This is a genomic window from Actinomadura sp. 21ATH, from assembly GCF_041951345.1.
In the GTDB taxonomy this organism is placed as follows: domain Bacteria; phylum Actinomycetota; class Actinomycetes; order Streptosporangiales; family Streptosporangiaceae; genus Spirillospora.
Window position 1 is genome coordinate 34,593 of sequence record NZ_JBGNUR010000026.1, and the last position, 25,925, is coordinate 60,517.

At 74.4% G+C, this 25,925-nt stretch carries 23 protein-coding genes and 1 pseudogene; 7 read left to right on the forward strand and 17 right to left on the reverse strand.

The annotated features are described in order from the left end of the window. Window positions 1-4 precede the first annotated feature (4 nt). The 3 genes from ACA361_RS39545 (at window position 5) to ACA361_RS39555 (ending at window position 5,006) form a co-directional block, all read left to right on the forward strand. Entirely contained in the window at window positions 5-2,722 is a 2,718-nt protein-coding gene (locus ACA361_RS39545) for a LuxR C-terminal-related transcriptional regulator (protein WP_375020275.1), read from the forward strand. A gap of 100 nt (window positions 2,723-2,822) precedes the next feature. Then, window positions 2,823-3,722: an alpha/beta fold hydrolase gene (locus tag ACA361_RS39550; RefSeq protein WP_375020276.1), complete on the forward strand. Its 900-nt coding sequence runs from the start codon at window positions 2,823-2,825 to the stop codon at window positions 3,720-3,722. A gap of 57 nt (window positions 3,723-3,779) precedes the next feature. Further along, window positions 3,780-5,006 (forward strand): erythromycin esterase family protein, encoded by a 1,227-nt coding sequence (locus ACA361_RS39555; RefSeq protein WP_375020277.1) that lies wholly within the window; start codon window positions 3,780-3,782, stop codon window positions 5,004-5,006. An 89-nt stretch (window positions 5,007-5,095) separates the two neighbouring features. On the opposite strand, the gene ACA361_RS39560 is transcribed toward ACA361_RS39555, so the two are convergent. Next, window positions 5,096-7,822: an AAA family ATPase gene (locus ACA361_RS39560; protein WP_375020278.1), complete on the reverse strand. Its 2,727-nt coding sequence runs from the start codon at window positions 7,820-7,822 to the stop codon at window positions 5,096-5,098. A 10-nt stretch (window positions 7,823-7,832) separates the two neighbouring features. Further along, window positions 7,833-8,369, reverse strand: a complete 537-nt coding sequence (locus ACA361_RS39565; RefSeq protein WP_375020279.1) for an AAA family ATPase — start codon at window positions 8,367-8,369, stop codon at window positions 7,833-7,835. A gap of 59 nt (window positions 8,370-8,428) precedes the next feature. Here ACA361_RS39565 and ACA361_RS39570 point away from each other — a divergent pair, with 59 nt between their 5' ends. Continuing rightward, the gene (locus ACA361_RS39570) at window positions 8,429-8,623 is read left to right on the forward strand and encodes a hypothetical protein (protein ID WP_375020280.1); all 195 of its coding nucleotides are present in this window, start codon (window positions 8,429-8,431) and stop codon (window positions 8,621-8,623) included. A 65-nt stretch (window positions 8,624-8,688) separates the two neighbouring features. Here ACA361_RS39570 and ACA361_RS39575 read toward each other — a convergent pair whose 3' ends face one another. The 4 genes from ACA361_RS39575 to ACA361_RS39590 form a co-directional block, all read right to left on the reverse strand. After that, window positions 8,689-8,880 (reverse strand): hypothetical protein, encoded by a 192-nt coding sequence (locus ACA361_RS39575; RefSeq protein ID WP_375020281.1) that lies wholly within the window; start codon window positions 8,878-8,880, stop codon window positions 8,689-8,691. Window positions 8,881-8,908: 28 nt separating this feature from the next. Then, complete coding sequence (locus ACA361_RS39580; RefSeq protein WP_375020282.1) at window positions 8,909-9,247, reverse strand: DUF3140 domain-containing protein; 339 nt, start codon at window positions 9,245-9,247, stop codon at window positions 8,909-8,911. Window positions 9,248-9,288: 41 nt separating this feature from the next. Beyond that, window positions 9,289-11,385, reverse strand: a complete 2,097-nt coding sequence (locus tag ACA361_RS39585; RefSeq protein ID WP_375020283.1) for a catalase — start codon at window positions 11,383-11,385, stop codon at window positions 9,289-9,291. A gap of 237 nt (window positions 11,386-11,622) precedes the next feature. Next, window positions 11,623-12,630, reverse strand: a complete 1,008-nt coding sequence (locus ACA361_RS39590) for an NAD(P)H-dependent flavin oxidoreductase (RefSeq protein ID WP_375020284.1) — start codon at window positions 12,628-12,630, stop codon at window positions 11,623-11,625. 43 nt (window positions 12,631-12,673) lie between these two features. Here ACA361_RS39590 and ACA361_RS39595 point away from each other — a divergent pair, with 43 nt between their 5' ends. Further along, a complete protein-coding gene (locus ACA361_RS39595) occupies window positions 12,674-13,591 on the forward strand; it encodes an NAD(P)-dependent oxidoreductase (protein ID WP_375020285.1) in 918 nt (305 codons plus the stop codon). Window positions 13,592-13,611: 20 nt separating this feature from the next. Here ACA361_RS39595 and ACA361_RS39600 read toward each other — a convergent pair whose 3' ends face one another. The 6 genes and pseudogenes from ACA361_RS39600 to ACA361_RS39625 all read right to left on the reverse strand — a co-directional run bounded on the left by ACA361_RS39600 (window position 13,612) and on the right by ACA361_RS39625 (window position 19,058). Next, a complete protein-coding gene (locus ACA361_RS39600; protein ID WP_375020286.1) occupies window positions 13,612-14,082 on the reverse strand; it encodes a DUF4334 domain-containing protein in 471 nt (156 codons plus the stop codon). Between the two features lie 13 nt (window positions 14,083-14,095). Beyond that, entirely contained in the window at window positions 14,096-15,187 is a 1,092-nt protein-coding gene (locus ACA361_RS39605; protein ID WP_375020287.1) for an NAD(P)-dependent alcohol dehydrogenase, read from the reverse strand. Window positions 15,188-15,194: 7 nt separating this feature from the next. After that, a complete protein-coding gene (locus ACA361_RS39610) occupies window positions 15,195-16,445 on the reverse strand; it encodes a cytochrome P450 (RefSeq protein WP_375020288.1) in 1,251 nt (416 codons plus the stop codon). Window positions 16,446-16,564: 119 nt separating this feature from the next. Further along, entirely contained in the window at window positions 16,565-17,398 is an 834-nt protein-coding gene (locus ACA361_RS39615; RefSeq protein ID WP_375020323.1) for an acyl-CoA dehydrogenase family protein, read from the reverse strand. Window positions 17,399-17,482: 84 nt separating this feature from the next. Beyond that, a pseudogene (locus tag ACA361_RS39620) lies at window positions 17,483-18,346 on the reverse strand (acyl-CoA dehydrogenase family protein); the annotation flags it as partial. Window positions 18,347-18,575: 229 nt separating this feature from the next. Next, window positions 18,576-19,058, reverse strand: coding sequence for a VOC family protein (locus ACA361_RS39625; protein WP_375020289.1), 483 nt, complete (start codon window positions 19,056-19,058; stop codon window positions 18,576-18,578). A gap of 101 nt (window positions 19,059-19,159) precedes the next feature. Between ACA361_RS39625 and ACA361_RS39630 the strand changes: the two genes are divergently transcribed. Next, window positions 19,160-19,906 carry a PaaX family transcriptional regulator C-terminal domain-containing protein gene (locus tag ACA361_RS39630; RefSeq protein ID WP_375020290.1) on the forward strand — a complete coding sequence of 249 codons (747 nt, stop codon included), beginning with the start codon at window positions 19,160-19,162 and terminating at the stop codon, window positions 19,904-19,906. 69 nt (window positions 19,907-19,975) lie between these two features. Continuing rightward, complete coding sequence (locus tag ACA361_RS39635; protein ID WP_375020291.1) at window positions 19,976-21,391, forward strand: amino acid permease; 1,416 nt, start codon at window positions 19,976-19,978, stop codon at window positions 21,389-21,391. Here the strand turns inward: ACA361_RS39635 and ACA361_RS39640 are convergent. The 5 genes from ACA361_RS39640 to ACA361_RS39660 are packed head-to-tail and all read right to left on the reverse strand — an operon-like array spanning window position 21,378 to window position 25,891. After that, window positions 21,378-22,502, reverse strand: a complete 1,125-nt coding sequence (locus ACA361_RS39640) for a zinc-binding dehydrogenase (RefSeq protein ID WP_375020292.1) — start codon at window positions 22,500-22,502, stop codon at window positions 21,378-21,380. The two genes, ACA361_RS39635 and ACA361_RS39640, sit on opposite strands and share 14 nt — an antisense overlap. A gap of 5 nt (window positions 22,503-22,507) precedes the next feature. Continuing rightward, entirely contained in the window at window positions 22,508-22,933 is a 426-nt protein-coding gene (locus ACA361_RS39645; protein WP_375020293.1) for an acyl-CoA thioesterase, read from the reverse strand. A gap of 57 nt (window positions 22,934-22,990) precedes the next feature. Then, on the reverse strand, window positions 22,991-23,152 hold the full coding sequence (locus tag ACA361_RS39650) for a hypothetical protein (protein ID WP_375020294.1): 162 nt from the start codon (window positions 23,150-23,152) through the stop codon (window positions 22,991-22,993). Between the two features lie 58 nt (window positions 23,153-23,210). Then, complete coding sequence (locus ACA361_RS39655) at window positions 23,211-24,692, reverse strand: MFS transporter (protein WP_375020295.1); 1,482 nt, start codon at window positions 24,690-24,692, stop codon at window positions 23,211-23,213. Beyond that, entirely contained in the window at window positions 24,689-25,891 is a 1,203-nt protein-coding gene (locus ACA361_RS39660) for a M20 family metallopeptidase (protein ID WP_375020296.1), read from the reverse strand. Before ACA361_RS39660 ends, ACA361_RS39655 begins: the two co-directional genes overlap by 4 nt. Between the last annotated feature and the right edge of the window lie 34 nt (window positions 25,892-25,925).

Genomic DNA, 25,925 nt, shown 5'->3' on the forward strand with positions numbered 1-25,925 from the left:
CCGCATGTTGCGGGGGCGGGATACGGAGCGGGCGGCGGTCACCGGGCTGGTGGCCGCCGCCGCGGACGGGACCGGCGGCGCGCTCGTCCTGCGCGGGCGGCCGGGCGTCGGCAAGTCGGCACTGCTGGAGTACGCGGCGGGCGCCGCCGGCCCCGGCACGCGGATCCTGCGGGCGACCGGGTCCGAGCCGGAGCAGGGCATGGCGTTCGCGGCCCTCCACCAGCTCCTCCTGCCCGTGACCGGGCGGCTGGACGCGCTGCCCGAGCCCCAGCGCGATGCCGTACGCGGCGCGCTGGGGCTCGCGCCGCCGCCGTCCGGCGCCCGCTTCCTCGTCGCGGCCGGCGCCCTGTCGCTGCTGACGGAGGCGGCCGCGGACGCCGGCGGCGGGCTGCTCTGCCTGATCGACGACCTCCAGTGGTCCGACCAGGCGTCCCTGGACGCGCTGCTGTTCGCCGCCCGCCGCCTCACCGGAACGGGCGTGGCGATGCTGTTCGCCATGCGGGAGGAGAGCGGGCCGCTCGTCCGGGACGTCCCGGAACTGCGCGTCGGCGACCTCGACCCCGGCAGCGCCGCCGAGCTGCTCGACGAGCGCGCCCCCATGGCGGCTGCCGTACGGGACCGGATCGTCGCCCTGACCGGCGGCAATCCGCTCGCGCTGCGGGAGGCCGCCGACCTGCTCACGGCCGGCCAGCTGGCCGGCCGTGCCCCGCTCCCCGACCCGCTCCCGGTCGGGCCCGCCCTCTTCGGCGACCAGGTGGAGCGGCTGCCCGCGACTGCCCGCCCGCTGCTGCTCGCCGCCGCCGTCGAGGGCCGCGGCGATCTCGACCTGGTGCTGCGCGCCGCCGTCCGCCTCGGCGGCTCCCCGGACGCCTCGGACGCGCTGGAGGCCGCCGGGCTCGCCGAGGCGGACGGCGCCCGGCTCCGGCTGCGGCACCCGCTCGTCCGTTCCGCCGTGTACGCGTCCGCCGGGCCGGCCGAGCGCCGCGACGCCCACGCCGCCCTCGCGGGCGTCCTCGCCGAGGCCGGTGACCGGGACCGCGCCGCCTGGCACCGGGCCGCCGCGACCACCGGCCGGGACGAGGACGCCGCCGCCGGCCTCGCCGCCGCCGCCGAACGGGCCCGGTCCCGCGGCGGGTACGCGGACGCGGCCGCCGCGCTCGCCCGGTCCGCCGACCTCACGCCCGACCGCGCCGTCCGCGCCAGGCGGCTGGCCGACGCCGCCACCGCCGCCTGGCTCGGCGGCCGCCCCGGCCAGGCCGAGACCTGCCTCGCCGCCGCCCGCGAGCTGGCCGAGGACCCCGCGCTGCGCGCCGACCTGCTCGGGCTGCGCGGCCGGTTCGAGCTGAACTCCGGGGACGCCGACGAGGCCCGCCGGATCCTCCAGGACGCCGCCGAGCTCGTCCGCGACAGCGACCCCGAACGGTCCCTGCGCCTGCTGGCGGACGCCTCCGAGGCGGCGGCCCAGGTCGGCGACGACGCGGCGATCATCGAGATCGGGCGGCGCGCCGAGGCGCTGCCCGGCGGCTTCCTGCGCCGCGTCGTGGCCGGGACCGGCGCGGTGCTCGCCGGCGACCGCGGCCGCGGCGCGCCGCTCCTGCGCGCGGCCCTGGAGACCGCCGACGGCCTCACGCAGGCGGCCGAGCTGCTGTGGGCGTCGGCCGCCGCCAGCTACCTCGGCGAGGCGGACGCGGCGGCGGCGCTGATCGTCCGGGCCGGGCGGGCCGCCCGCGAGTCCGGCATGACCGGGCAGCTGCCGGTCGTACTGGAGTACGTCGCGACGGCGGAACGGGTCAGCGGCCGCTTTGCGCTCAGCGCCGCCATCGCCGAGGAGGGGCTCGCGCTCGCCCGGGAGACCGGCTACGCCAACTCGCCCGCCGGGCACCTGGCCAACCTCGCGGCGGTCGCGGCCGTCCAGGGCCGCGAGGAGGACTGCGATCGGTACGCGCGGGAGGCCCTCGCCATCGCGATCCCGCACCGGATCGGGCTGCGGGCGGGCGTCGCCACGTACGCCCTGGGCCTGCTGGACCTGGGCCTCGGCCGGTTCGCCGCCGCCCACGCCCGCTTCCAGGGCATGGTCACGGCCGGTCCCGGCGCGGGCCACCCCACCTCCGTCTGGCGCTCCACGCCCGACCGGGTCGAGGCCGCCACCGGATGCGGCGAGACGGGCGCCGCGCGGGACGCCGTGGCCGCGTACGAGCGCTGGTCGGCCGCCGCCCGCACGCCGGAGTCGCTGGCCCTCCTCGCCCGCTGCCGCGCGCTCCTGGAGGACGGCGAGGAGGCGCTCCCGCTCTACGAGGAGGCCCTGCGCCTGCACGCCTCGGACGGGAGCGGCTCGCCGTTCGAGACGGCGCGCACCGAGCTGCTCTACGGTGAACGGCTCCGCCGCGCGCACCGCACCAGCGAGGCCAGGGGGCCGCTCCGCGCGGCCGCCGACGCGTTCCAGCGGCTCGGCGCCGACCCGTGGGCCCGCCGCGCCCTGAACGAGCTGCGCGCCACCGGCGAGCGGGCCGCCGCGACCCCGGTGCCCGGCGCGCTCGCCGCCCTGACGCCGCAGGAGCTGCGCATCGCGCGCCTGGTCGCGGACGGCGCGTCCAACCGCGACGTGGCCGCCCGGCTGTTCCTCAGCCCGCGGACGGTCGAGTACCACCTGTACAAGATCTATCCGAAGCTCGGCGTCTCCTCCCGTACCGAACTCGCCCGGCTGGTAGGGCCAGTGGACTGAGGCCCAGTGGTCCTACTGAAGCCACGTGCCCGCGACGGGCGGCAAGCTCGTACCTGCCTGGAGAGCACGACCCCGAGGAGACGTTTTGACGACCGGACGCATGATCGAGACCAATGGCGTGGAGCTGTGGACGGAGGAGTTCGGCGACCCGGCGCACCCGCCTGTACTGCTCATCGCGGGCTCGATGTCGCAGGGCGTGACCTGGCCCGACGCGCTCGTCGGCCGGCTCGCCGCCGCGGGCCGCCGGGTGATCAGGTACGACCACCGGGACACCGGCCGGTCCAGCGTGATCGACTTCGAGCGGGACCCGTACAGCTGGGCGGCCGTGAAGGACGACGCGCTCGGCGTCCTGGACGCGTACGGGATCCCGGCCGCGCACATCGCGGGCCACTCCGCCGGCGGCCTCGTCGCGCAGTGGATCGCCGCCGAGCACCCGGACCGCGTGCTGAGCCTCGCGGTGATCGGCTCCTCGCCGCTCGGCCGCCGCGAGGGCGAGGTGCTGATGCGGGCGCTGACCGGGCAGCCGTCCCGGCCGGACGACCTGCCGCCGCCCACCCCGGCCTTCGTCGAGTTCTACACGAAGGCCATGGCGTCCCCGCCGCCCGCGGACCGCGCGGCCGCGATCGACTTCGCCATCGCGACCGCCCGGCTGCTGAACGGCCCGGACCTGCCGTTCGACGAGGACGAGCAACGCCGCCAGGAGGAGCGGATCCACGACCGCGCCCGGCGGCCCGGCTCCGAGACCGGGCATCAGCGGGCGGGCGTCGCGTACCCGGACGCCGAGCCGGCCGGCCTGCTCGGCGGCGTCACCGCGCCCACCCTGGTGATCGAGGGCACCCGGGAGCCCGTCAAGCCCGGCCACGGCGCGCTCATCGCCGCCGAGATCCCCGGCGCCGGGCTGCTCATGATCGAGGGGATGGGCCACCTCCTCGCGCCCCAGGTCCTCGGCGAGGTCGCGGACGCCCTGCTCGCCCACACCGGTGCCCGCCCGGTCACGTGACGGATGCCCGGCCGGGCCGCCCGCTCCTAGCGTCGGAACCGACGAGAGGAGACCCCGATGACCGGGAACGACGAGAACGCCGGGACCGGCGGGGGACGGGCGGCGGCCCGCTGGATCGCCGCCCGCGCCCGCCCGCTGGACGCGCCCACCGCCGCCGCGCCGCTCACCGACCTCGAACCGCTGCGCGGGCTCGCGGGCGGGGCCGCGGTCGTGGGGATGGGAGCGGTGACGCGCGGCGCGCACGAGGTGTCCGTCCTGCAGCACCGGACGGCGCGCTTCCTGGTGGAGGAGCTGGGCTTCCGCACCCTCGCCCTTGAGGAGGACTGGACGACGGGCCTCGCCCTGGACGCCTACGCGCGCACCGGCGAGGGCGACCCGCACGACCTGCTGACCCGGATGTGGCTCCCCTGGCGGACGCAGGAGATGCTCGACGTCCTGCTCTGGATGCGCGCGTTCAACGAGCGGCATCCGGTGGACCCCGTCCGCTTCCTCGGCCTGGACCTCACCGCCACGGGCCCGATCGCGTACGACGCCGTCACCGACCACGTGCGCGACACCGCCCCGGAGCGGCTGCCCGAGCTGGACGCCCACTACGCCCCGCTCCGCCCGGCCGGCGCGATCGACGACCATGTCGGCCGCTACCGCGCCCTCGCCGACAAGGACCCGTACATCGAGCACGCCCGCCGCGCGTACGACCTGGTCGCGGCGCTGCCGCCGGCCCCCGGCCGGGCCGCGGCCCGGAAGCACGCGCAGGCGATCGTGGACTTCCACCTGTTCCACTCCCGCCCGGTCATGGAGGCGCTCCCGTACGTGGAACGCCGGTTCGCCGAGAACCTCCTCCAGTGGCACGAGGAGACCGGCTCCCGCATCGCCTACTGGGGCGGCGCCGCCCACGCGGCCCCGGCCGGCGGCGGGCGCCCCAACGCCGGCGGGCACCTCCGCCGGGCCCTCGGCGGCGGCTACCTGTCGATCGGCTTCACGTTCGGGCGCGGCGCGGTCCACCGCGGCGTCCCCGTACCGCCGCCGCCCGCCGACTTCGCCGACGCCGTCCTGGACGAGGCCGCCCCCGCCGCCCACTACCTGGCCGACCTGCGCGCCCCCGAGGACCCGGCGGCCGCCGCCTGGCTGACCGCCCCCGCCAGGATCCGCGTCATCGGCCCCGGCTACCGCCCCGAGGACGACCCCGACCACCACGTCTCCGGCGCCTCCCCCGGCACCCGCTACGACGTAGCCGTCCACTCCCGCGAGGTGACCCCGTCCCGCCCGGCGCCGGCGAGCGCCTGACGCCCCCGGGTCGACTCGTGGCGTGTCCGCCCTTCCCCGGCACCCCGGCGGGGGGACACGCCACGAGTCAACGCCTGACGCCCCCGGAGCTAGGCGGTGTTGAGGTCGAGACGGGCGAGTTCGGCTCTTGAGGCCACGCCCAGTTTCGGGAACGCCTTGTAGAGGTGGTAGCCGATCGTGCGGGGGCTCAGGAAGAGCTGGGCGCCGATCTCGCGGTTGCTCAGGCCGGCGGCGGCCAGCCGCACGACCTGGAGTTCCTGCGGGGTGAGGGTCGCTGAGGGGCCCGCGGCCGCGCCCTGCTCGGCGATGCTCTCGCCCGCGGCGCGCAGCTCGGAGCGGGCGCGCTCGGCCCAGGGGGCGGCGCCCAGCCGATCGAAGATCTCCAGGGCGGAGTGGAGGAGCGGCCGGGCGTCGTTGCGGCGGCGGGAGCGGCGCAGCCACTCGGCGTACAGCAGCTCGGTCCGGGCCCGTTCGAACGGGGACCCGCCGCCCTCGCGGTGCAGCTCGACAGCCCGCGCGTACGGCCCGCCGGGGTCGTCGGCGAGGAGGGCGGCGCAGCGCAGCGCGATCGCCTCCGCCCACGGCCGCCGGATCCGCGCGGCCCAGTCCTGGAAGCGGGCGGCGGCGTCCCGGCCGGCCTCCGGCGTCCCGGCGCGCACGGCGGCCTCGACGAGGTCGGGCAGGCTGGCGATGGCGCCCTGGCGGCCCGGGCCCGCGACCACGTCGGCGAGGCGGGCGAGGGCGGCCTCGTGGCGGCCGAGGCCGAGATCGAGCAGGCTGAGCGCGCCGGCGGCGTGCGCGGCGCCGGGCGGCAGGCCGCGCCGCAGCGCCTCGGCGGCCAGTTCCGCGCAGCGGCCCTCGTCGCCCTGGAGCGCTGCGAGCAGCGCCAGGACGGTCGCGTTGTAGATCCGGAGGCGGTGCCGGCCGGTGTCGCCGGCGATCCGCGTGCCCTCGGTCGCGGCGGTCAGCGCCTCGCCGTACCGGCCGAGCATGAGCCGGGTCCGCGCGAGCAGCGGCAGGACGAGGGCCAGCAGCCCGATCGTGCCCTCGTCGCGGCAGCGCCGTTCCAGGTCCTCGGCGGTCGCGTGCGCGCCCTCGATGTCGCCGAGGAGGAGCTGCCACCAGCCGGCGTTGATCATGTCGCGGGTGCCGAGGCACTCGTCGCGGCCCTCCAGCAGCGCGCGGAGGGCGGCGGCGCCGTCGCCGGCGTCGTCCGCGGCGAGCGGGTCCTGGCCGATGAACATCGTGGCCATGGCGCGGACGAGGTGCGCGTTCGGCAGGTCGTGGCCTTCGGCCCGCGCGGCGATCTCGCGCAGCGCCGCGATGTCGCCGGCGTTGGCGGCGGCGGCCGCGGCCTTGAAGAACAGGTAGCCGGCGGTGGCGGGCGCCGCCCCGGCCACGGACTCGGCCGTCGCGGTCAGCATCCGGTACGCCTCCCGGCCGCGGTCGCCCTCGTCGGCGAGCGAGGCGCGGATCAGCACCAGCTCGGCGCGCTCGACCGGGTCGGCGAGGTCGGCTCCGGCGCGCTCGGCCAGCGCGACCGCCTTCTCCGGGAGGCCGCCGTCGGCCGCGGCCCGGGCCGCCGCGGCCAGCCGGCGCCCGCGCCTCACCGGATCGGGGCTCAGCCCGGCGGCCCGTTCCAGCATGGCGGTGGCCGCGGCCGTCCCGCCGCCGGCGCCCGCCGCCTCCTCCAGGACGGCGGCGACGCGCTCGTCCGGCCCGGTGGCGGAGCCGGCCAGGTGCCAGGCGTGGTGGCACGGGTCGCCGAGGTCCAGGTACGCGGCCGCCAGCGCCCGGTGCGCCTCCAGCCGGGCGTTCAGCGGCGCGCCCGCGAGCACGGCCGTGCGGACCAGCGGGTGCCGGAACTCCAGCCGCCCCTCCGATGCCGACAGCAGCCCGCGCCGTTCGGCCGGTTCGAGGTCGGCCACGGCCGCGCCGAGGGCCCCGGCCGCCTTCAGGATCACGCCCGGATCGCCGCCGTCGTCGCTCGCCGCGACCAGCAGCAGCGTGCGCGTCGCGGCGGGGAGCGCGGCGACGCGGTCGGCGTAGCCCTGCTGGATCCGGGCGAACCTGGACGACCCGGCGCGGGCGCCGCCGGACCGCAGCGCGGGCAGCTCCAGCAGCGCGAGCGGGTTGCCCGCCGCCTCGGCCAGCACCTCGCTGATCTCGTAGCGCGGCAGTTCGGCGGCGCGCTCGGCGAGGAGGCTCGCGGCCGCGTCCCGGCCGAGGCCGCGCAGCCGCAGCTCCGCGAGCCCGGACCCGGCGAGCCCGGACGCGGCGGGTTCGGCGGTTCCGCCGGCCGGGTCGTCGTCCCGCTCGGCCAGCAGCACCGCGAGCGGCTCCGCCTCCAGGCGGCGGACGGCGAACAGCAGCGCCGCCGCCGACTCGCGGTCCAGCCACTGGACGTCGTCGACCACGCACAGCAGCGGGCGCTCCTCCGCCAGGTCGGCCAGCAGCGTCAGAACGGCCAGCCCCACCAGGAACCGGTCGCCGCCCGCCTCCCCGGCGGCGCCCCTGCCCAGCGCGGCGCGCAGCGCGCCCGCCTGCCCGTCCGGGAGCGCGTCCACCCGGTCGAGGTGCCGGCGCAGCAGCAGGTGCAGGCCCGCGTACGGCAGGCCGCTCTCGGTCTCGATCCCGGCACCGCGCAGCACGGCCATGCCCGCGCCGGCGGCGGTGGCGGCGGCATGGTCGAGCAGCGCGGTCTTGCCGACACCGGCCTCGCCGCGCAGGATCAGCGCCTCGCCCCGCCCGCCGCGGGCCTCGCGGACGAGCCGGTCGATGCGGGCGATCTCACCGTCCCGGCCGTGCAAACGCATGCGGACCAGCCTAGACGAGATGATCCCGGACGAACCGCGCCCGCTCCCCGACCGGCACGCGGGGGAGGGTGACCAGCTCGTAGCCGTACTCCTCGTACGTCTCGACCATGGACGCGTGGGTGCGCTCGGCCACCTCCGGCGACTGCCGCCGCTCGACGTCCCGCTCGTAGATCTCCGGCCAGGGCGGCGCCACGAACACCCGGCGGTGGTACCGGAACCGCCGCGCCGCCTCCGCCACGTGATCGGGCACGGGCAGCCCCTCCAGCCGCAGGTAGCCGACGACGTCGGGCAGGCCGCGATCGAAGAGCACCGTCCCGGCGGCCGCCTCCGCCATCCCGTACGAGCGCAGCTCCCACGACAGCATCAGCTCGGCGAACAGCTCCCGGTCGGCCCACGGCAGCGCCCGGCCGCCGATCGCCACCTGGTCGCGGATCACGCCGCGCCCGGCCTCCTCCGAACGGGCGTACCCGTCCCCGGCCAGCAGATCGATCAGCGTGCTCTTGCCGGACCCGGGGCCGCCGGTGAACACGACGAAGCGGTCGTTCATGATCCCGGATTCTCCCGCGGCCGATCGGGTACGCGGCGTTCAGACGAGGGGAGAGCGACATGAGCGAGCACAAGGGCGCCGACGACCGGGACAAGCCCCTGGCGGACCGGCGCGCGGAGGCCTGCGCGCCGCAGGAGGACGATCCGGACATCGCCGGCGAGCACGAGCCCGGCCCGACGGACCCGCCCAACGCCGCGGCGGACGCGCCCGGCGGCGAGGAGGAGGGCTACAGCCCGCAGACCGAGATCCCCTGACCCGGACATGAGGGCATAGGGAAGGGGCGCGGGCCCACGGCCCGCGCCCCTTCCTTCCCCATGCCTCAGCTCGGGTGGTCGGGCTGCTGGTCCGGCGGGACACCGCCGCCCTTGCCGCCGCCCTTCTTGCCCTTGTCGGTCCCGTGGGCGTGGCCCTTGGAGCGGGTGCTCTTCGGGTCGGTCGCCTCCGGCGCCGGCTGGTCGTTCACCGCCGTTCGCTCGGACCGGCTGATCTCGCGCTGCTGCGGGTTCGGCATGCTTCTCTCCCCCTTCTCGGTGGCCTTGCTACGGCTTGAGCGGGTCGTGGCCCACGGACATGAGCGCGTGCCGCCACCGCTCGTCCTGCTCGGCGTCGGCGGGCCGGTCGTCGACCCGCTCCTCGACGAAGTCCACGACCTTCTGCATGACCTCGGTGTCCTCGCGGGTGAGGTCGACCTTCCGCTTGCGCAGCAGGTCGACCACCCGCGTGCCCAGCTCGGGCAGCATCTGCGGGTCCGCCGGGAAGGCTTCCTCTCCCGACGCGTCGGTCAGCAGCCAGGTGCGGATCTCGTCGCTGGTCATGTTCACGACGCCGTGGAACTCGTCCCAGAGCATCTCGACATCCACGGGCGTGTTCTCGGTCATCGCGATCTTTCCTCTCATCTCTCGTCCGGCGGGTACGGAGGTCAGGCGGGTACGGAGTCGGTGTCGCGGTCCCAGTGGCGGTGCGCGGCGATCGCCTTGATCAGCTGCCGCGGGAAGTCCGCGCCCGAGCCGCCGCGGCGGCTCACCACGCCCCGGTCGGACAGCACGCCGTCCGCCGCGACGTCCACGCCGTGGATGCCGGCGCGTTCCAGCAGCTCGATGCCCTCGTCGAGGGCGCCGATCGCCTTGCCGTGCTTGAACGCCTCGGCGACGTAGTGGACCGCCAGCCCGTCGGCCTTGAGCGCGCGGACGCTCTCGGCGCCGCCCGGGACCAGGACGGCGTCGTACAGGACGGACGCCATCGTGTTCATCGCCTTGGTGATCTCCACCTGGCCGCCGTTGGCGGACTGGACGGCGCCCTCGGCGGCGGCGAGGATCTCGTAGACCGCGCCGGCGTCCACCAGGGCCTCGCCGACCGCGGCGACGGCGCCGGAGTCGACCCCGTCCGCGACCAGCACGGCGACCTTGCGGCCCTTGACGCTGTCCTTGGGCGCGTTCGCCTGGCTGAGCGCGGGCGAGGTGCGGCCGTGGTTGGGCGTCCCGGCGGACGCGGGCGGCGCGACCCCGATGCCCGTGGCGACCCGGACGGCCAGGTCGTGGTCCACGTGGTTGAGGTGCTCGACCACGCCCTCGCGGATCCGCATCGTCTCGCACTTGCCCAGCTCGAACCGGAACGCCGCGACGATGTGGTCCTTCTCGAAGTCGGCCATGCTGTTCCAGAAGAGCGTGGCCTGGCTGTAGAAGTCCTTGAAGCTCTCGCTCCGCTTGCGGATCTTGTGCCCGTCCACCTTCTCCGCGTAGTGCCGGTAGACGCCCGCGTCCGCGATGGCCGGGCAGCCGCCCGACAGCGTGTTCTTGTGGTACGCCGCCCGCGCGCCCGGGATGTTCATCTGGTGGTAGCCGTCGCGCTGGTGGTTGCGCACGTCCGCGATCGGCCGGTTGACCGGGATCTGGGGGAAGTTCGGCCCGCCGAGCCGGATGAGCTGGGTGTCCAGGTACGAGAAGTTGCGGCCCTGGAGCAGCGGGTCGTTGGTGAAGTCGACGCCCGGCACCACGTTGGCGGTGTGGAAGGCGATCTGCTCGGTCTCGGCGAAGAAGTTGTCCGGGTTGCGGTTCAAGACCATCGTCCCGACCGGCCGTACCGGCACCTCCTCCTCCGGAATGATCTTGGTGGCGTCTAGCAGGTCGAAGTCGAACCTGTGCTCGTCCTCCTCCGGCACCAGCTGGACGCCCAGCTCGTACTCCGGGAACACCCCGGCCTCGATGCTGTCCCACAGGTCGCGCCGGTTGAAGTCGGGGTCCTTGCCCGCGATCTTCTGGGTCTCGTCCCAGACCAGCGAGTGGGTGCCCAGCTTCGGCTTCCAGTGGAACTTCACGAACGTGCCGCGCCCCTGCGCGTTCACCAGCCGGAACGTGTGGACGCCGAACCCCTGCATCATCGCGTAGCTGCGCGGGATCGCCCGGTCGGACATCAGCCACATCATCATGTGCATCGTCTCGGGCTGGAGCTGGACGAAGTCCCACAGCGTGTCGTGCGCCGACTGCGCCTGCGGGATCTCGCTGCCCGGCTCCGGCTTCACGGCGTGCACGAAGTCCGGGAACTTGATCGCGTCCTGGATGAAGAACACCGGCATGTTGTTGCCGACGATGTCGTGGTTGCCCTGCCGGGTGTAGAACTTCGTTGCGAAGCCCCGCACGTCCCGTACGGTGTCGGCCGATCCGCGCGACCCGGCCACGGTCGAGAACCGCACGAACACCGGCGTCCTGATCGACGGGTCGGTCAGGAACTCCGCCACCGTGTACTCGGACAGCCAGTCGTCGTGCACCTGGAACTCGCCGTACGCACCGGCGCCGCGCGCGTGGACGACCCGTTCCGGGATCCGCTCGTGGTCGAAGTGGGTGAGCTTCTCCCGGAAGTGGAAGTCGTCCATGATCGTCGGACCGCGCTCGCCGACCGTCACGGAGTCGTCGGTGTGATCGACCCGGATGCCCTGGTCGGTGGTCAGCGCGGCACCCTCCGGCCCCACCCGGTTCGCGTCGAGCTGCCGCTGTTTCTCGTTGTCGGCGGAGTCCGCCATGGCCGTCCTGCCCTCGATGTCGGGTTCACCTGGTACTTCGGCCCGCGTACCCGAGAGATCGGCCCCTATGCCCAATCCCCCGCAAAGAGCCCGCCCGCGCCGCCACCGGGGGCGCAGGCCGTCGAGGATGATCCGGGCGAGGCGCGCCGAACGGCCGCGCCCGGCCTCCGCACCGATGTGCAGCATGACCGGGGCGCCGCCCCGTATGATCCGCCGGGGTCCTGAGCCGTCCCGGCGCTACGGCGAGAGGGCCCGGACGATCTCCGCGGCCGGGGCGCCGGCGGCCAGGCGCCAGGACGTGCCCGCCCACAGGTTGACGCCCTCGGGGTCGCCCTGGGCGGCGGCGGCCTTGCGGAGGGGCGAGGTCACGTAGTGGACGTCCGGGTACGCGGCGGGCGCGTACGGCTCGTACCGGGTCATGAAGCCGTTCACCAGGCCGCGCGCCGGACGGCCGCTGAACGCCCTGGTCAGGGCCGTGCGCGTGTAGCGGGGATCGGCGAGCGCGGCCTTGTGGACGGCACTGGCTCCGCTCTCCGGGGCCCGCAGGAAGGCCGTTCCGAGCTGGGCCGCGACCGCGCCCAGGGCGAGCACCTCGGCGACGTGCTCGCGCGTCCCCAGGCCGCCCGCGGCGATCAGCGGCAGCCCGGTGGCCGCGCGCACGTCCCGCAGCAGGGAGCGCAGCGGGGCGGGCTCCAGCCCGGCGTCGGTGAACGACCCCTGGTGCGCCCCCGCCTCGGCCCCCTGGACGCAGAGCGCGTCGGCGCCCGCGTCCACCGCGGTCACGGCCTCCCCGGCCGAGGTCACGGTGACGATCACCGACGCGCCCCGGTCGCGCAGGGCCCGGACGACCTCCGCGTCGGGGCAGCCGAACGTGAAGCTCACCACCGCGGGCGGGTCGGCGGCCAGGCACTCGATCTTGGCGGCGTACGCGTCGGTGCGGTCGGCGGCGGGCCGGCCGGGCTCCGCGCCGAGGCGTTCGCCCTCCGGTACGAGCCGTTCCCGGTACGCGGCCACCGCGGCCTCGTCGAAGGGCCCGGCGGCGGGCATGAACACGTTCACGCCGAACGGCCGGGACGTCAGCGCCCGCGTCGCCGCGATGTCCGCCCGCATCGCGCCGGCGGTCTTGTAGCCGGCCGCGAGGAAGCCCAGGCCGCCCGCCCCGGAGACCGCGGCGGCCAGCTCCGGCGTCGAGCCGCCGCCCGCCATGGGCGCCTGGACGATCGGGCGTTCCAGCCGTTCCAGCATGTGCGGAATACTACGAAAGAGCCGATCAGAGGGGGAGCGCGGGATGCGGGTACTGCTGCACTACGACTACGAGCACACGGCCCGCCCGTCCGGCGGGCTCGACGTGGTGAGCTGTCCCGAGGAGGACGACGAGCGGTTCGCGAAGCTGCTGCCGGAGGCGGAGGTCCTCTGGCACGTGCTGCGCCCGGTCACCGCCGCGGACCTCGACCGCGCCCCCAACCTCCGGCTGATCCAGAAGCTCGGCACCGGCGTGAACACCATCGGCCTGGACGCCGCCGAGGAGCGCGGCATCGCGGTGGCGAACATGCCGGGCACCAACGCGCAGGCGGTCGCGGAGGCGGCGCTGCTGCTGATGCTGGCCGCGCTGCGCCGGGTGGTCACCTTCGACGCGCGGACGCGCGCGGGCCGGGGCTGGCCCGCGGACCGGGCGCTGGTGGGCGGCGAGCTGAGCGGCCGCACGGTGGGCCTGCTCGGCGGCGGCCAGATCGCCGGCCTGCTGCGCGGCATGCTGGAGGCGATCGGCGCGACCGTCCTCTACACCTCCCGCCGCCCACGCCCCGAGGACCCGTCGTGGCGGCCCCTGGACGATCTCCTGAGGGCCAGCGACGTCGTCTCGGTGCACATCCCGCTGACCGCCGAGACCCACCACCTGCTCGACCGCGAGCGGCTGGCGCTGCTGCCGCCCGGCGCGATCGTGGTCAACACCGCCCGCGGCGCCGTCATCGACGAGTCCGCCCTGGTCGAGGCGCTGTCGTCGGGCCGGCTCGGCGGTGCCGGGCTGGACGTCTTCGAGCGCGAGCCGGTCCCCGCGTCCAACCCGCTGGCGGCGCTGGACAACGTCGTGGTCATGCCGCACGTGGCCTGGCTGACCCGCGAGACCTGGGACCGCTACTTCGACGTCGCCGAGGAGAACTGCCGCCGCCTGGCCGCCGGCGAGGAGCTCCTGCACCGGGTGCGCTGACCGGCCCTCAGGAACGAGGATCAGTTCGTGCGGGTCAGGTGGAAGTAGAGGGTGGAGTCCGTCCCCTTGGCGTCCATCGCGCCCATCACCACGTCCTGCGAGACCCGCCGGAAGTGATCGATGATCGGCCGGTCGTCGTAGACCATCGCGGCCGAGACCGTCCCGCGGAACGCCATCTCGCGCAGCCGGGCCATGCCCATCCCGGTGTACGAGTAGATCCCGCCCGCGTCGTCGCGGCACAGCAGCGGCTCGACGTCCTCGACGCCGGTGAAGCGCTTGCCGTACCAGCGCAGCTTCACCAGCCGCGCGGCCATGGCGCCGGACTCGTCGAACAGGCCGCCGCGCCAGGTGCCGAGCATGAACGTCGCGGACACGGGCTGGAGCCGGTCGTACAGCCTGCCCAGCTCGTCCGGCCCGGCCGGGCCGCCGCCCCGGACGAGGCCGAGCAGTCTGTCCTGGGCGGCGGGTTCAGCGGTCTCGCGGGTGGTCAAGCACTTCCTCTTCTCATCCGGGGAGTACCACCGGTTTGACGATCTCGCCGGCCAGCATGTCCGCCTCGGCCTCGTTGATCTTCTCCAGCGGGTACGTCTCGATCAGCCGGTCGAACGGGAACCGGCCCCGCCGCCACAGCTCGACCAGCCGGGGGATGAACGTCTGCGGGACGGCGTCGCCCTCGATGATGCCCTTCACGGTCCGGCCCATCAGCATCAGGGTGGGGTCGAGCCGGTACTCCTGGCTCCCGACGCCCGCCAGCCCGCACACGCCGGTCGTCCGCAGGCTCGCCACGGCGTTCGACACCACGGCCGGGACCGCGGTGGTGTCGAACGCGTAGTCCGCGCCGCCGCCGGTGATCTCCTGGATGCGGGCCACCAGGCCCTCGTCCGCGCCGTTGATCGTGTGGGTGGCGCCCAGCTCGGCGGCCACCCGAAGGCGGTCCTCGTTGAGGTCGACCGCGATGATCGTGGTGGCGGCGGCGATGCCGGCGGCCATCACGGCGGCGAGGCCGACGGCGCCCGTTCCGAAGACGGCGATGCCGTCCCCGGCGCGCACGCCCAGCGACAGCAGCACCGCGCCCGCGCCGGTCTGCATGCTGCATCCCAGCGGGCCGAGCTTCTCCAGCGGCAGGTCGTCCCCGACCGGGACGACGTTGCGCGCGGTCGCGAGCGCGTGCGTGGCGAACGACGACTGCCCGAACCACCGGTTGTGGACGGTCTCGCCCGCGCCGTCCCGCAGCCGCTGCCGCCCGTCCATCGCCATCGCGGCCATGTTCAGGACGACCATCCGCTCGCAGCTGCCCGGCCGGGCTGACCGGCAGTCGCGGCAGGCCCCGCAGGAGTCGAACGACAGCACGACGTTCGAGCCCTCGGACACGTCGGTCACGCCGGGCCCGACGGCCTCGACGACGCCCGCGCCCTCGTGGCCGAGGACCACCGGGCGCGGGAAGCCGCCCGGCTGGCGGCCGAGCAGGTCGGTGTGGCAGATCCCGGCGCCGGCGATCCGCACGACCACCTCGCCGGGGCCCGGGTCGGCCAGCTCCAGCGGCTCGATCGTGTACGGGGCGTCGGCGGCGCGCAGCACCGCGGCATCGATGCGCATCGGGTCGTCAGCCTCGCAGGTCGTAGCGGATCGGCAGCCGCTTCAGGCCGCCGACGAAGGTGGTGGCGGTGTTCTCCGGCGTGCCGGCGAGCTCGATCGACTCCAGCCGCGGCAGCAGCTCCTCGAAGAACGCGCGGGCCTCGATCCGGGCCAGCGCGGCGCCCAGGCAGTAGTGGACGCCGAAGCCGAACGCCAGGTGCTTGTTGGGGTCGCGGCCCACGTCGAACGCGAACGGGTCGTCGAAGACGTCCTCGTCCCGGTTGGCCGAGGGGTAGGACAGCAGCACGGAGTCGCCCTCGCGGATGGTCGTGTCGCGCAGCTTGTAGTCGCGCGTCGCGGTCCGCATGAACTCCTTGACCGGCGTCACCCAGCGGATCATCTCCTCGACGGCGAGCGGCATCAGGGCCGGGTCGTCGCGGAGCCGGGCGAGCTGGTCGGGGTGCTCGATCAGCGCGTGCAGCCCGCCGGAGATGGTGGAGCTGGTGGTGTCGTGCCCGGCGGTCGCGATGATCACGTAGTAGGAGGCGGTGTCGAAGTCGTTCAGCGGCTCGCCGTCCACCTCGGCGTTGGCGATGGCGGAGGCGAGGTCGCCGGTCGGGTGCGCGCGCCGGGCCGCGGTGAGGTCCTGGAAGTAGGCGAAGAACTCCATCAGGACCTCGAGCATCTCCTCGGGGGTCTCCCCGCGGCGCATCTCGGTGTCGTCCCCGCCGAACAGCTCCTGCGTCAGCTTGAGCATCGTGTCGAAGTCGGACTCGGGCAGGCCGAGCAGCGACAGGATCACGTACAGCGGGTAGTGCACCGCGACCTGCTGGACGAAGTCGCAGCTGTCGCCGAGGATCGCCATCCGGTCCACGTACCGCCGGGCCAGCTCCCTGATCCGCGGTTCCAGGCCGCGCATCGCCTTGGGCCGGAACCAGTCGGCGCCGATCGCGCGGATGACCCGGTGGTCCGGGTCGTCCATGTGGATCAGGGTGCGCAGCCCGATGCCCTGCTCGGCCCGCTCCCGGTTGATCCGGTCCTGGACGGCCGTGGCCAGCAGCGGCCGCGGCGCGTTCAGGAAGATCTCGTGGTTGCGCTCGATCTCCAGCACGTCGGCGTGCTTGGTGATCGCCCAGAACGGGCGGTAGCCCGGCCGCTCGACCCAGTGCACCGGCGCTTCCCGGCGCAGCAGGGCCATCGCGGCGTGCAGCCGCGCGTCGTCGGCGTACGCGGTGGGGTCCGCGAGCGCACGGCCCGCCTCGTCCAGCGTGAGACTCATCTCCGGCTCCTTCGACGGTGGCCGCCCGCATCGGAACCTAGAACCCGAATCCGGTTCGGTCAACCATATCGATCGCACATATCGCCGGAGATCACCCAATCACGGGAGTTCCCGGAGGCTCATTCGGGTCGGGGGTCGACGAGGGCGCCGTCCGCGAGCTCCTTGAAGCGCTCCAGGTCCTCGGCGGGGGCGTCGATCCCGCGCAGCGGCCCGCGGTCGGCCAGATGGGCGCCGGCGTACAGGCGCGCCACCAGCGCCTTCCGGTCCGTGCCCAGCTCCGAGCGCTCCCACCCGGCCTGCTCCAGCAGCAGCGCCGCCGCGTACACCTCCGCCATGTACCGCGCCAGCGGGTAGAGCCGCGCCTCGGCGGTCACCCGGTCCAGGCCGTGCCAGCGGCCGATCGCCTCGCGCAGGTCGCCGATGCGCCGCCGGACCAGGGCGGCCGTCTCGCCGTCGCCCTCCGGAGCCCGGGACGCGGCCTCCTCCAGCCGCTCCAGGAACGGCAGGTGCGCCCGCTCGCGCTCCATCCCGCGCCGCACGTCCAGGCACAGGATGTTGTCGCCGCCCTCCCAGATCGGGTTGACCTGCGCGTCCCGCAGGATCCGCGCCACCGGCCACTGCTCGATGTAGCCGTTCCCGCCGTGGATCTCGATCGCGTCGCTCGCCGCCGTCACGCCGAGCCGGGCCGCGTGCATCTTGATCAGTGCCGCGCCGATCCGCAGCCGGGGCCGACCCAGGTAGCCCTCGAACACCAGCGCCTGCGCCGCCTCCGTCTCCACGATCAGCTCGGCCAGCTTGCGGCGCATCAGCGGCTGGTCGTACAGCGGCGCGCCGAACGCCTCCCGGGCCCGCGTGTAGCAGAGCGACTCGACCAGCGAGCGGCGCGCGCAGCCCAGCCCCATCGCCGCGATCCCGAGCCGGGCGCCGTTGGTCAGCTCCATCATCCGGGCCAGGCCCCTGCCGTCCCCGGCCTGCCCTTCCGCGGGCGCGCTGGTGGCCGGGGCCAGCAGGAACGCCTCCGCGCCGGTGAACTCGATCTCCGCGGACGCGACCGAGCGGGTGCCCAGCTTGTCCTTGAGCCGGCGGATCCGCACGCCGTTGCGCGAGCCGTCCCGCCGCTCGGTGAGGACGAGGAACGGCGCGATGCCCCGGACCCCGTCCGCCGCGCCCTCGGGCTTGGCCAGCACCACGAACGCCGACCCGTTGGCGTTGGACGCGAACCACTTGAAGCCGTCCAGCCGCCAGGCGTCCCCGTCGGGCGTCGCCGTGGCCTCCAGCGCGCCGAGGTCGGAGCCGCCGGACCGCTCGGTGAGCATCTGCGCCGCCTCGCCGGAGAACTCCCCGGCCGCGAAGATCTCCCGTACCCGGGCCTTGACGTCCTCGGGCGCGAACAGCTCGGTCAGCCCCACCACCATGTCGCCGCCCGTGCCGAGCGCGCACGCCATCCCGATGTCGGCCTGGTCGAGCAGGTAGCTCCACGCCACGCCCATCGGCGCCGGGTCGACCCCGGCGGCCCGGGCCTCGGCGACGAACTCCGGCCGGGTGAAGCCGGTGGCGACGAGATCGGCGCGGGCCGCCTCGAACGACGGCGGCATGACGACCCGGCTGACGTCCCGCCCCCACCGGTCGTACTTCTCCAGCCGGGGCGGGTCCCGGTCGGTCTCCTCGGCACGCTCGGCGATCGGCCCGCCCATCAGCGCGCCCAGTTCGGCCAGCCGCGGCTCGGCCCACTCCAGGCCGGCGGCGCCGAGGTGGCGGCGCATCAGGAACCTGAGGGTCGGGTCGCTGGTGTACCAGTTGAGGCCCACGGCCCCCTGGTAGCGCTCGGTCGCGTACCGCCGCGCCTTGTCCGGGCCGCCGAACGGCAACTGGTCCACGGGCTCGATCAGATAGGACGCCATGCTCCGGACATTACACTCTTCTAACGCGTGAAGGAATACTGTAATCCGGCGGATTCACCAGACCTCCACATCGGCCCCGGTGGCCGCGAGCCGCAGCGGGCGGTGGCGACCTCCCAGATCCGCAGGGCGTCGCCGCGCTCGTACTCGCCGCCGCCCCAGCCGCCGATCGCGAGGTGGTCCCCGGACGGGCGACGATAGGGAATTGCCCGACACTTTCCTCAGTACCGGATCACCGTCCCGGGAAGAAGTCGGCGCTCTGCATGTACTCCATGTTCCGGGCGAAGACCGGGTCGGCCCAGCGCTCGGCCAGCTCCTCCTCGGTGACGTCCTCGATCCGCGTCTGGATCCACCAGAGGTTGCCGAACGGATCGCGCACCCGCCCGACCAGATCGCCGAACGCCAGATGCGTGACCTCCGAGACCGAGGTGCCGCCCGCCTCGACCGCCCGCCGGTGGACGGCCCGCGCGTCCTCCACGTACAGGCGCAGGAACGCCGGCGTCACCGGCCACTCCGGCGACGCGTCGAACAGCATCACGACCGCGTTCCCGATCCGCACCTCCGCGTGCCCGATGACGCCGTTCTCGTCCGTGACCCGGCCCAGCTCCTCGGCGCCGAACGCCCGCTCCAGATAGCCGATGACCCCGGCCGTGTCGCGGTTGATGATCCACGGCGTCACGGTGGTGTAGCCCTCGGGGATCGCCTTGACTGGCATGTACGCCTCCTTGTTCGCGGATTCCTCCACGCTAGGAGCCGTATAGGCCGATTCCTGTCCTAGACGTCGCCGGACGTCCCGGGTGGTGCATGCTGACATCCATGGCGAACGCTCCGGACCTGCGCCCCCTCACCGCGCGCTCGGTCGTGCTGAGCACGCTGCTGGGGTCGCACCCGCCGCGGATCGGCGCGCGGCAGGCCGTCCGCGTGGGCGAGCTGTTCGGGATCGCCGAGGGGACGATCCGCGTCGCCCTCTCGCGGATGGTGGCCGCCGGCGACCTCGTCCAGATCCCGGAGCGCGGCGGCGCGTACGAGCTGACCGAGCGGCTCGTCCAGCGGCAGGCCCGGCAGGACGAGAGCCGCTTCCCCCGCACCCGCCCCTGGGACGGCACCTGGGAGATCGCCGTCGTCACCGCCGAGCGCCGCCGCCCGGCCGCCGAACGCGCCGCGCTCCGCCAGGCCATGTCGGCGCTGCGGCTGGCCGAGCTGCGCGAGGGCACCTGGCTGCGCCCCGCCAACCTCGGCCGGCCGCGGCCGGAGATCGTCCAGCGGCAGTGCGCGTTCCTGTCGGGGCGTCCCGAGGAGGAGCCGGCGGCGCTGGCGGCCTCGCTCTGGGACCTGGACGGCTGGGCCTGCACGGCGCGCGAGCTGCGGGCCGCGCTCGACGCGGCGGGCTCGCTCGCCGAGCAGTTCACCGTCTCCGCCGCCGTGCTGCGCCACCTGCTGCGCGACCCGCTGCTGCCCGCCGCCCTGCTGCCCGCCGGATGGCCCGGCCCGGAGCTGCGCGAGCACTACGAGCGCTTCGAGGCCGACTTCGAACGCCTCCTGACCGACCACATCTCCGCCTGAACAAACCCTTGCCGAAATCGTGATCACGGGCCCCTTGCCCGTCCCGGTGGTTCGGGGGATGAAGGGGCCATGGCTCCCAAGGCGCTGAACGACCTGGTCCGCCGCAAGCCCATCGAGCTGATCGACGAGGACACCACCGGCCTGAAACGGACGCTGGGCCTCTGGCAGCTGACCGCGATCGGGATCGGCGGCATCATCGGCGCCGGCATCTTCTCGCTGGCCGGCGCCGTCGCCAACGAGAAGGCCGGCCCGGCCGTGCTGATCTCGTTCCTGGTGGCGGGGATCGCCAGCGCCGCCGCCGCGCTGTCGTACGCCGAGTTCGCCGGGCTCATCCCGAAGGCCGGATCGGCGTACACCTACGGGTACGCGGTGCTCGGCGAGTTCGCCGGCTGGGCCATCGGCTGGGACCTGCTGCTGGAGTACACCGCGATCGTGGCGGTGGTCGCGATCGGCATCTCCGGCTACTTCAACGACCTGCTCGGCTTCCTGGACGTCGACCTGCCGCTGTGGATGTCCGGCGCCCCCGGCACCGAGCCCGAGGGCGTCGCGTCCGGCAGCTACAAGGTCAACCTGTTCGCCGTGCTGCTGTGCCTGCTGATCGCGTACGTGCTGAACCTGGGCATGAAGAGCGCGGCGCGGTTCGAGACCGCGCTGGTCTACCTCAAGGTCGGCATCGTGCTGCTGGTCATCGTGGTCGGCGTCTTCAAGATCAACACCGGCAACTACTCGCCGTTCTTCCCGTTCGGGGTCGGCGGCGCGATCACCGGGGCGGCGACCGTCTTCTTCGCCGTCTTCGGGTACGACGCGATGTCGACGGCCGCGGAGGAATCGCATGACGCGCGCAAGCACATGCCGAAGGCGATCATCTACTCGCTGGTGATCTCGATGGTCCTGTACGTGCTCGCCTGCCTCGTCCTCACCGGCATGGTCGACTACCGGAGCATCGACCCGAACGCCGCGTTCTCCTCCGCGTTCGACGACGTCGGCCTGGAGACCGTCGGGCTGATCATCGCGGTCGGCGCCATCCTCGGCATCCTGACCGTGCTGTTCACGTTCATGATGGGCGCGGCCCGGGTGTGGTTCTCGATGAGCCGGGACGGACTGCTGCCCGCCTGGTTCGCCAAGACGCACCCGACCCGCAAGGTGCCCACCCGCATCACCTGGCTGCTCGGCATCGGCTCCGCGCTGATCGCCGGGTTCCTGCCGATCGCCGAGGCCGCCGAGCTGACCAACATCGGCATCCTGCTGGCGTTCATCGTCGTCTGCATCGCGGTGATCGTGCTGCGCTACCGGGAGCCCGACCTTCCCCGCGAGTTCCGCACGCCGTGGATGCCGGTGATCCCCGCCGTCGGCGTGGTCTTCTCGTTCTGGCTGATCACGTTCCTCCAGTGGCAGACCTGGGCGCGCTTCGCCGCCTGGTTCGCGCTCGGCATCGTGATCTACTTCGCGTACGGCCGCCGCCACTCCCTGCTCAACCGAAGGTGACGACCTGCCGGACGGCCTCGCCCTCGTGCAGCCGGTCGAAGCCCGCGTTGATCTCGTCCAGCGTCAGCCGGTGCGACAGCAGGGCGTCGACCGGCAGGTTCCCGGCGCGGTAGAGGTCGATGAAGCGCGGCACGTCCCGCCGCGGCACGCTGGACCCCAGGTAGCTGCCCTTCAGCGTGCGCTCCTCCGCGACCAGGCTCAGCGCCGGCAGCGACAGCGGCACGCCCGGCGCGGGCAGGCCGACCGTCACCGTCGTCCCGCCGGGCCGCGTCGCCGCGTACGACTGCTCCAGGACGGGCACCACGCCGGTCGTGTCGATCACCTTCTCGGCGCCGCCGCCGGTCAGCTCCCGCACGGCGTCCACCGCGCCGGCCCCGCCCTCGACGACGTCCGTCGCGCCGAGCCGGCCCGCCAGCTCCCGCTTGGACGCGACCACGTCCACCGCCACCACGCGCGCCGCCCCCGCCGCCTTCGCCGCGAGCAGGGCCGCCAGCCCGACGCCGCCCAGCCCGAACACCGCGACGCTGTCGCCCGGCTTGACGTCCGCGCTGTAGAACGCCGCCCCTGCCCCGGTCAGCACCGCGCACCCGAACAGCGCCGCGATCTCGTACGGCAGGTCCGGATCGACCTTCACCGCCGACTTGTCCGACACGACCGTGTACTCGGAGAACGCCGAAACGCCCAGATGGTGGAACGGGCGGCTCCCGTCCGCCGCCGTGAAGCGCATGCCGCCGCCGAGCAGCGTCCCCGCCCCGTTCGCCTTCGCGCCGGGCCCGCACAGCGCGGGCCGCCCGCCGACGCACCGCTCGCAGCTCCCGCACGCCGGAACGAACGCCAGCACCACATGATCGCCGGGCTCGAACTCCGCGCCCTCGCCCGCCGCCACGACCTCGCCGGCCGCCTCGTGCCCGAGCGCCATCGGCAGCGGCCGCACCCGCGACCCGTTGATCACCGACAGGTCCGAGTGGCAGAGCCCCGCCGCGCCGACCTTCACCAGCAGCTCGCCGGGCCCCGGCGGAGCCAGCTCCAGCGTCGCGACCTCGACCGGGACCGACCCGGCGTACGGCGCGTCCCGCCCCGCCTCCACCAGCACCGCCGCCCGTGTCTCCATCACACTCACGCAGTGCCCTCCGCTCGGACAAGCTTCCGCATCTCGGCGCGGATCGGGTCGGGGATCGGGGTCGGGCGGCGCTCGTCGCGCCCGACGAAGACGTGGACGAAGTGGCCCTCGGCGACGAGTGTCCCGTCCGACCGGTACAGCCCCGCCTCCCAGCGCACGCTGGACGACCCGAGCCTGCCGACCCGCAGACCCAGGTCGATCGTGTCCGGGAAGGACACCTCCGCCTTGTAGGAGCAGTGCGACTCCACGCACAGCGCGATCTCGTCCGACTCGCCCGGCCGGAACCCCGCGCGCTCGATCATCCACTCGTTGATGGCGGTGTCCATCAGCGAGTAGTGGACGGCGTTGTTCACGTGCCCGTAGAGGTCGTTGTCCTTCCACCGCGTCTGGATGCTCACCCAGTGGCCGTAGTCCGCGTTCACGGCCGCCAGTCTACGTACCCGCGGGTAACCCCATGATCGGCGAAATCACCCGTCCGGTCACATCGGACGGCGGCCCTTGCCCCCGCCCTTGAACCTGGCCAGCAGCCCGCGCGCCTTGGCCTGCGTGCGCGGATCGCGCGCCATCCGCTCCGCGCGGGCCCGCGCCTGCTGTCCCTTGGGACTGGCCAGGAAGCGTTTGATCCGATCGACGAGCGCCATGTCTTCCTCCTATGCGGCCCCGGTCGGGGTCCGGAGCCCTACCCCGACAACGAACGCCTCACGACGAAAGGTTGCGTCCCGGCGGGTTAGGTTCACGTGTCGATGCCCACTCCGCCGCCCGGACGCCCGACTCCTGGCGGCGGGCGAAGAGGGCGGCGGCGACGGCCAGGAGGGCGCAGACCCCGCAGACCAGCCAGATCGTGATGTAACCGCCCTCGCCGGACTCCTTGGCGCCGGAGGCGGTGAAGGCGGTCAGGACCGTTCCGAAAACGCCGCCCGCGAGGGCGCCGCCGAGGGTCTTCACGTTGTTGTAGAGGGCGGTCGCTATGCCGGTACGGGCCGGATCGGTCGCCTCGACGATCACCGTGGGCATGGCGCCGAGCGCGGTGCCCATGCCGAGGCCGAGCAGCGACGTCAGCACGGCCATCTGCCACAGCTCGTCATGGAACAGCGCGAACGCAAACGTGGCCACCGCGACCATCCCGAACGACGCCATGAGCGCGCCGCGGTAGCCCAGGAGGCGGGCGGTGTACGGGGTGCACACCGAGCCGACGACGCTGAGGACCAGCGCCGGGAGCATGACCATCGCGATCGACACCGCCGAGAGGCCGAAACCGTACCCGGTCTCCTCGGGCTTGGCGGCGAGGAACGTCGAGTTCGGCGACTGGCTCCCGAAGTACAGGACGCCGAAGACGAACGAGGCGCCGTAGAACGGGGCGACGCTGCGTCCGGCCATGGCGCGCAGGTCGACGAGCGGCTCGCGGGTGCGCAGCTCGATCCGGACCCAGACGGCGAGCAGGGCGGCGCCGAGCAGGATCGGGACGAGCGCGGACACGCTGAGCCAGCCCTTCGAGCCGGCCGCGGAGACGCCGGCCATGAGGGCGAGCATGGACAGGCTGAGCGTGCCGATCCCCGGCCAGTCGGCCCGGCCGGTGGCGCGGCGCAGCGACTCGGGCACGGCGACGAACGAGACCGGAACGCAGATCACCGCGAGCGCCGCGGCCAGCCACAGCGCGCCGCGGACGTCGCCGAACGCCTTCTCCGCCATGCCGAGCCCGATGGTGCCGAGCAGGCCGCCGAGGGTGAGCGCGCCGACGAGGCGGGCGATCGCCTTGCGGGCCTGCTCGACCGGCAGCCGGTCGCGGACGAGGGCGATCTCCAGCGGCAGCAGCGCGGCCAGCGGGCCCTGGAGGAAGCGGCCGAGCAGCAGCACGGGGAACGAGGGCGCGACCGCGACCAGCACCGTGCCGGCCGCGACGGAGATCAGCGCGACCCGCAGCAGCCGCCGGTGCCCGTACAGGTCGCCGAGCCGGCCGAACGCCGGGACGCAGACGGCGGCGGCGAGCAGCTGGACGGACACGACCCAGGTGAGCGCGGAGTCGGAGACGCCGTGGAGCTCGCCGATGCTGGGCAGGATCGGCGCGATGCCGGCCTGGAGGATGCCGCTGACGATCTCGAACAGCACCAGCAGCCCGACCACGGCGGTGACCGACGCGACCGGGGGCGCGTCGCGCTCCGGGGACGGGGAGGTCAGGGTCATCGAGCGGTCTCCCGGCCGAGGCGGCGGATCGCGAGCTCGGCGAGCAGCGCGGCCGCGCCGGGCAGCGCCTCGTCGCCGTAGACGGCCTGCGGGGAGTGGTTCATGGCGGCGGTCGCCGGATCGACGCCGGCCGGGCAGGCGCTGAGGAACAGGTACGCGCCGGGGACCTCGCGGAGCACGAACGAGAAGTCCTCGGCCCCGGACATCGGCTTCGGCGCCTCGAAGGCGAGGTCGGGGCCGAAGAGGCCCTGGGCGGTCTCCAGCGCGAACGCGGCCTCGCCGGGATGGTTGGCGGTGACCGGGTACTGCTCCTCGTACTCGACGTCGGCCTCCACCCCGTGGGCGGCGGCGACGCCGCGGACGACGCGCTCGACGCCCTCGCGGACCTTCCGGTGGGCCTCGTCGGAGAACGTCCGCACGGTGGCCTCGAAGTATCCGGAGTCCGGGATGACGTTGGCGATCGTGCCCGCGTGGATGTTCCCGACGGTGACGACGGCGGGGTCGTGCGCGTCCATGGTGCGGGTGACCATGGTCTGGAGCTCGCCGACCATGGCGCACAGCGCGGGGATCGGGTCGAGGGCGCTGTGCGGGGACGAGCCGTGCCCGCCGGCGCCGCGGACGGTGACCCGTACCGCGTCGGAGGCGGCGAGGATCGGGCCGGGCCGGGTGATCGCGTACCCGCTCGGCAGCAGCGTGGAGAAGACGTGCAGCGCGTACGCGGCGATCACGCGCTCGCCGGCGGCGTCCAGCACCCCCTCATCGATCATGATCTTGGCGCCGCCCATGCCCTCCTCGCCGGGCTGGAACATGAACACGACGTCCCCGGGCAGCTCGTCGCGCCGGGCGGCGAGCAGCCGCGCCGCGCCGACGAGGCCCGCGACGTGCATGTCGTGGCCGCACGCGTGCATCCTGCCGGGCACCTGGGAGGCGTACGGGACGTCGGCCTCCTCCTGGACGGGCAGCGCGTCCATGTCGCCGCGCAGCAGCACGGCCGGGCCGGGCCGCCCGCCGCGCAGCACCGCGGTCACGGAGCTGAGCCCCTTGCCGGTGCCGATCTCCAGCGGCAGCCCCTTCAGGGCGGCGAGGACCCGTTCCTGGGTGCGCGGCAGATCGAGCCCGAGTTCGGGCTCCCGGTGCAGGTCATGGCGCAGTTCGGTGAGTTCGGGCAGCAGCGCGGCGGCCTCGTCGAGGAGAGACATGCGGGTATCGTGCGGATCCCGGCCGCCACCTCGG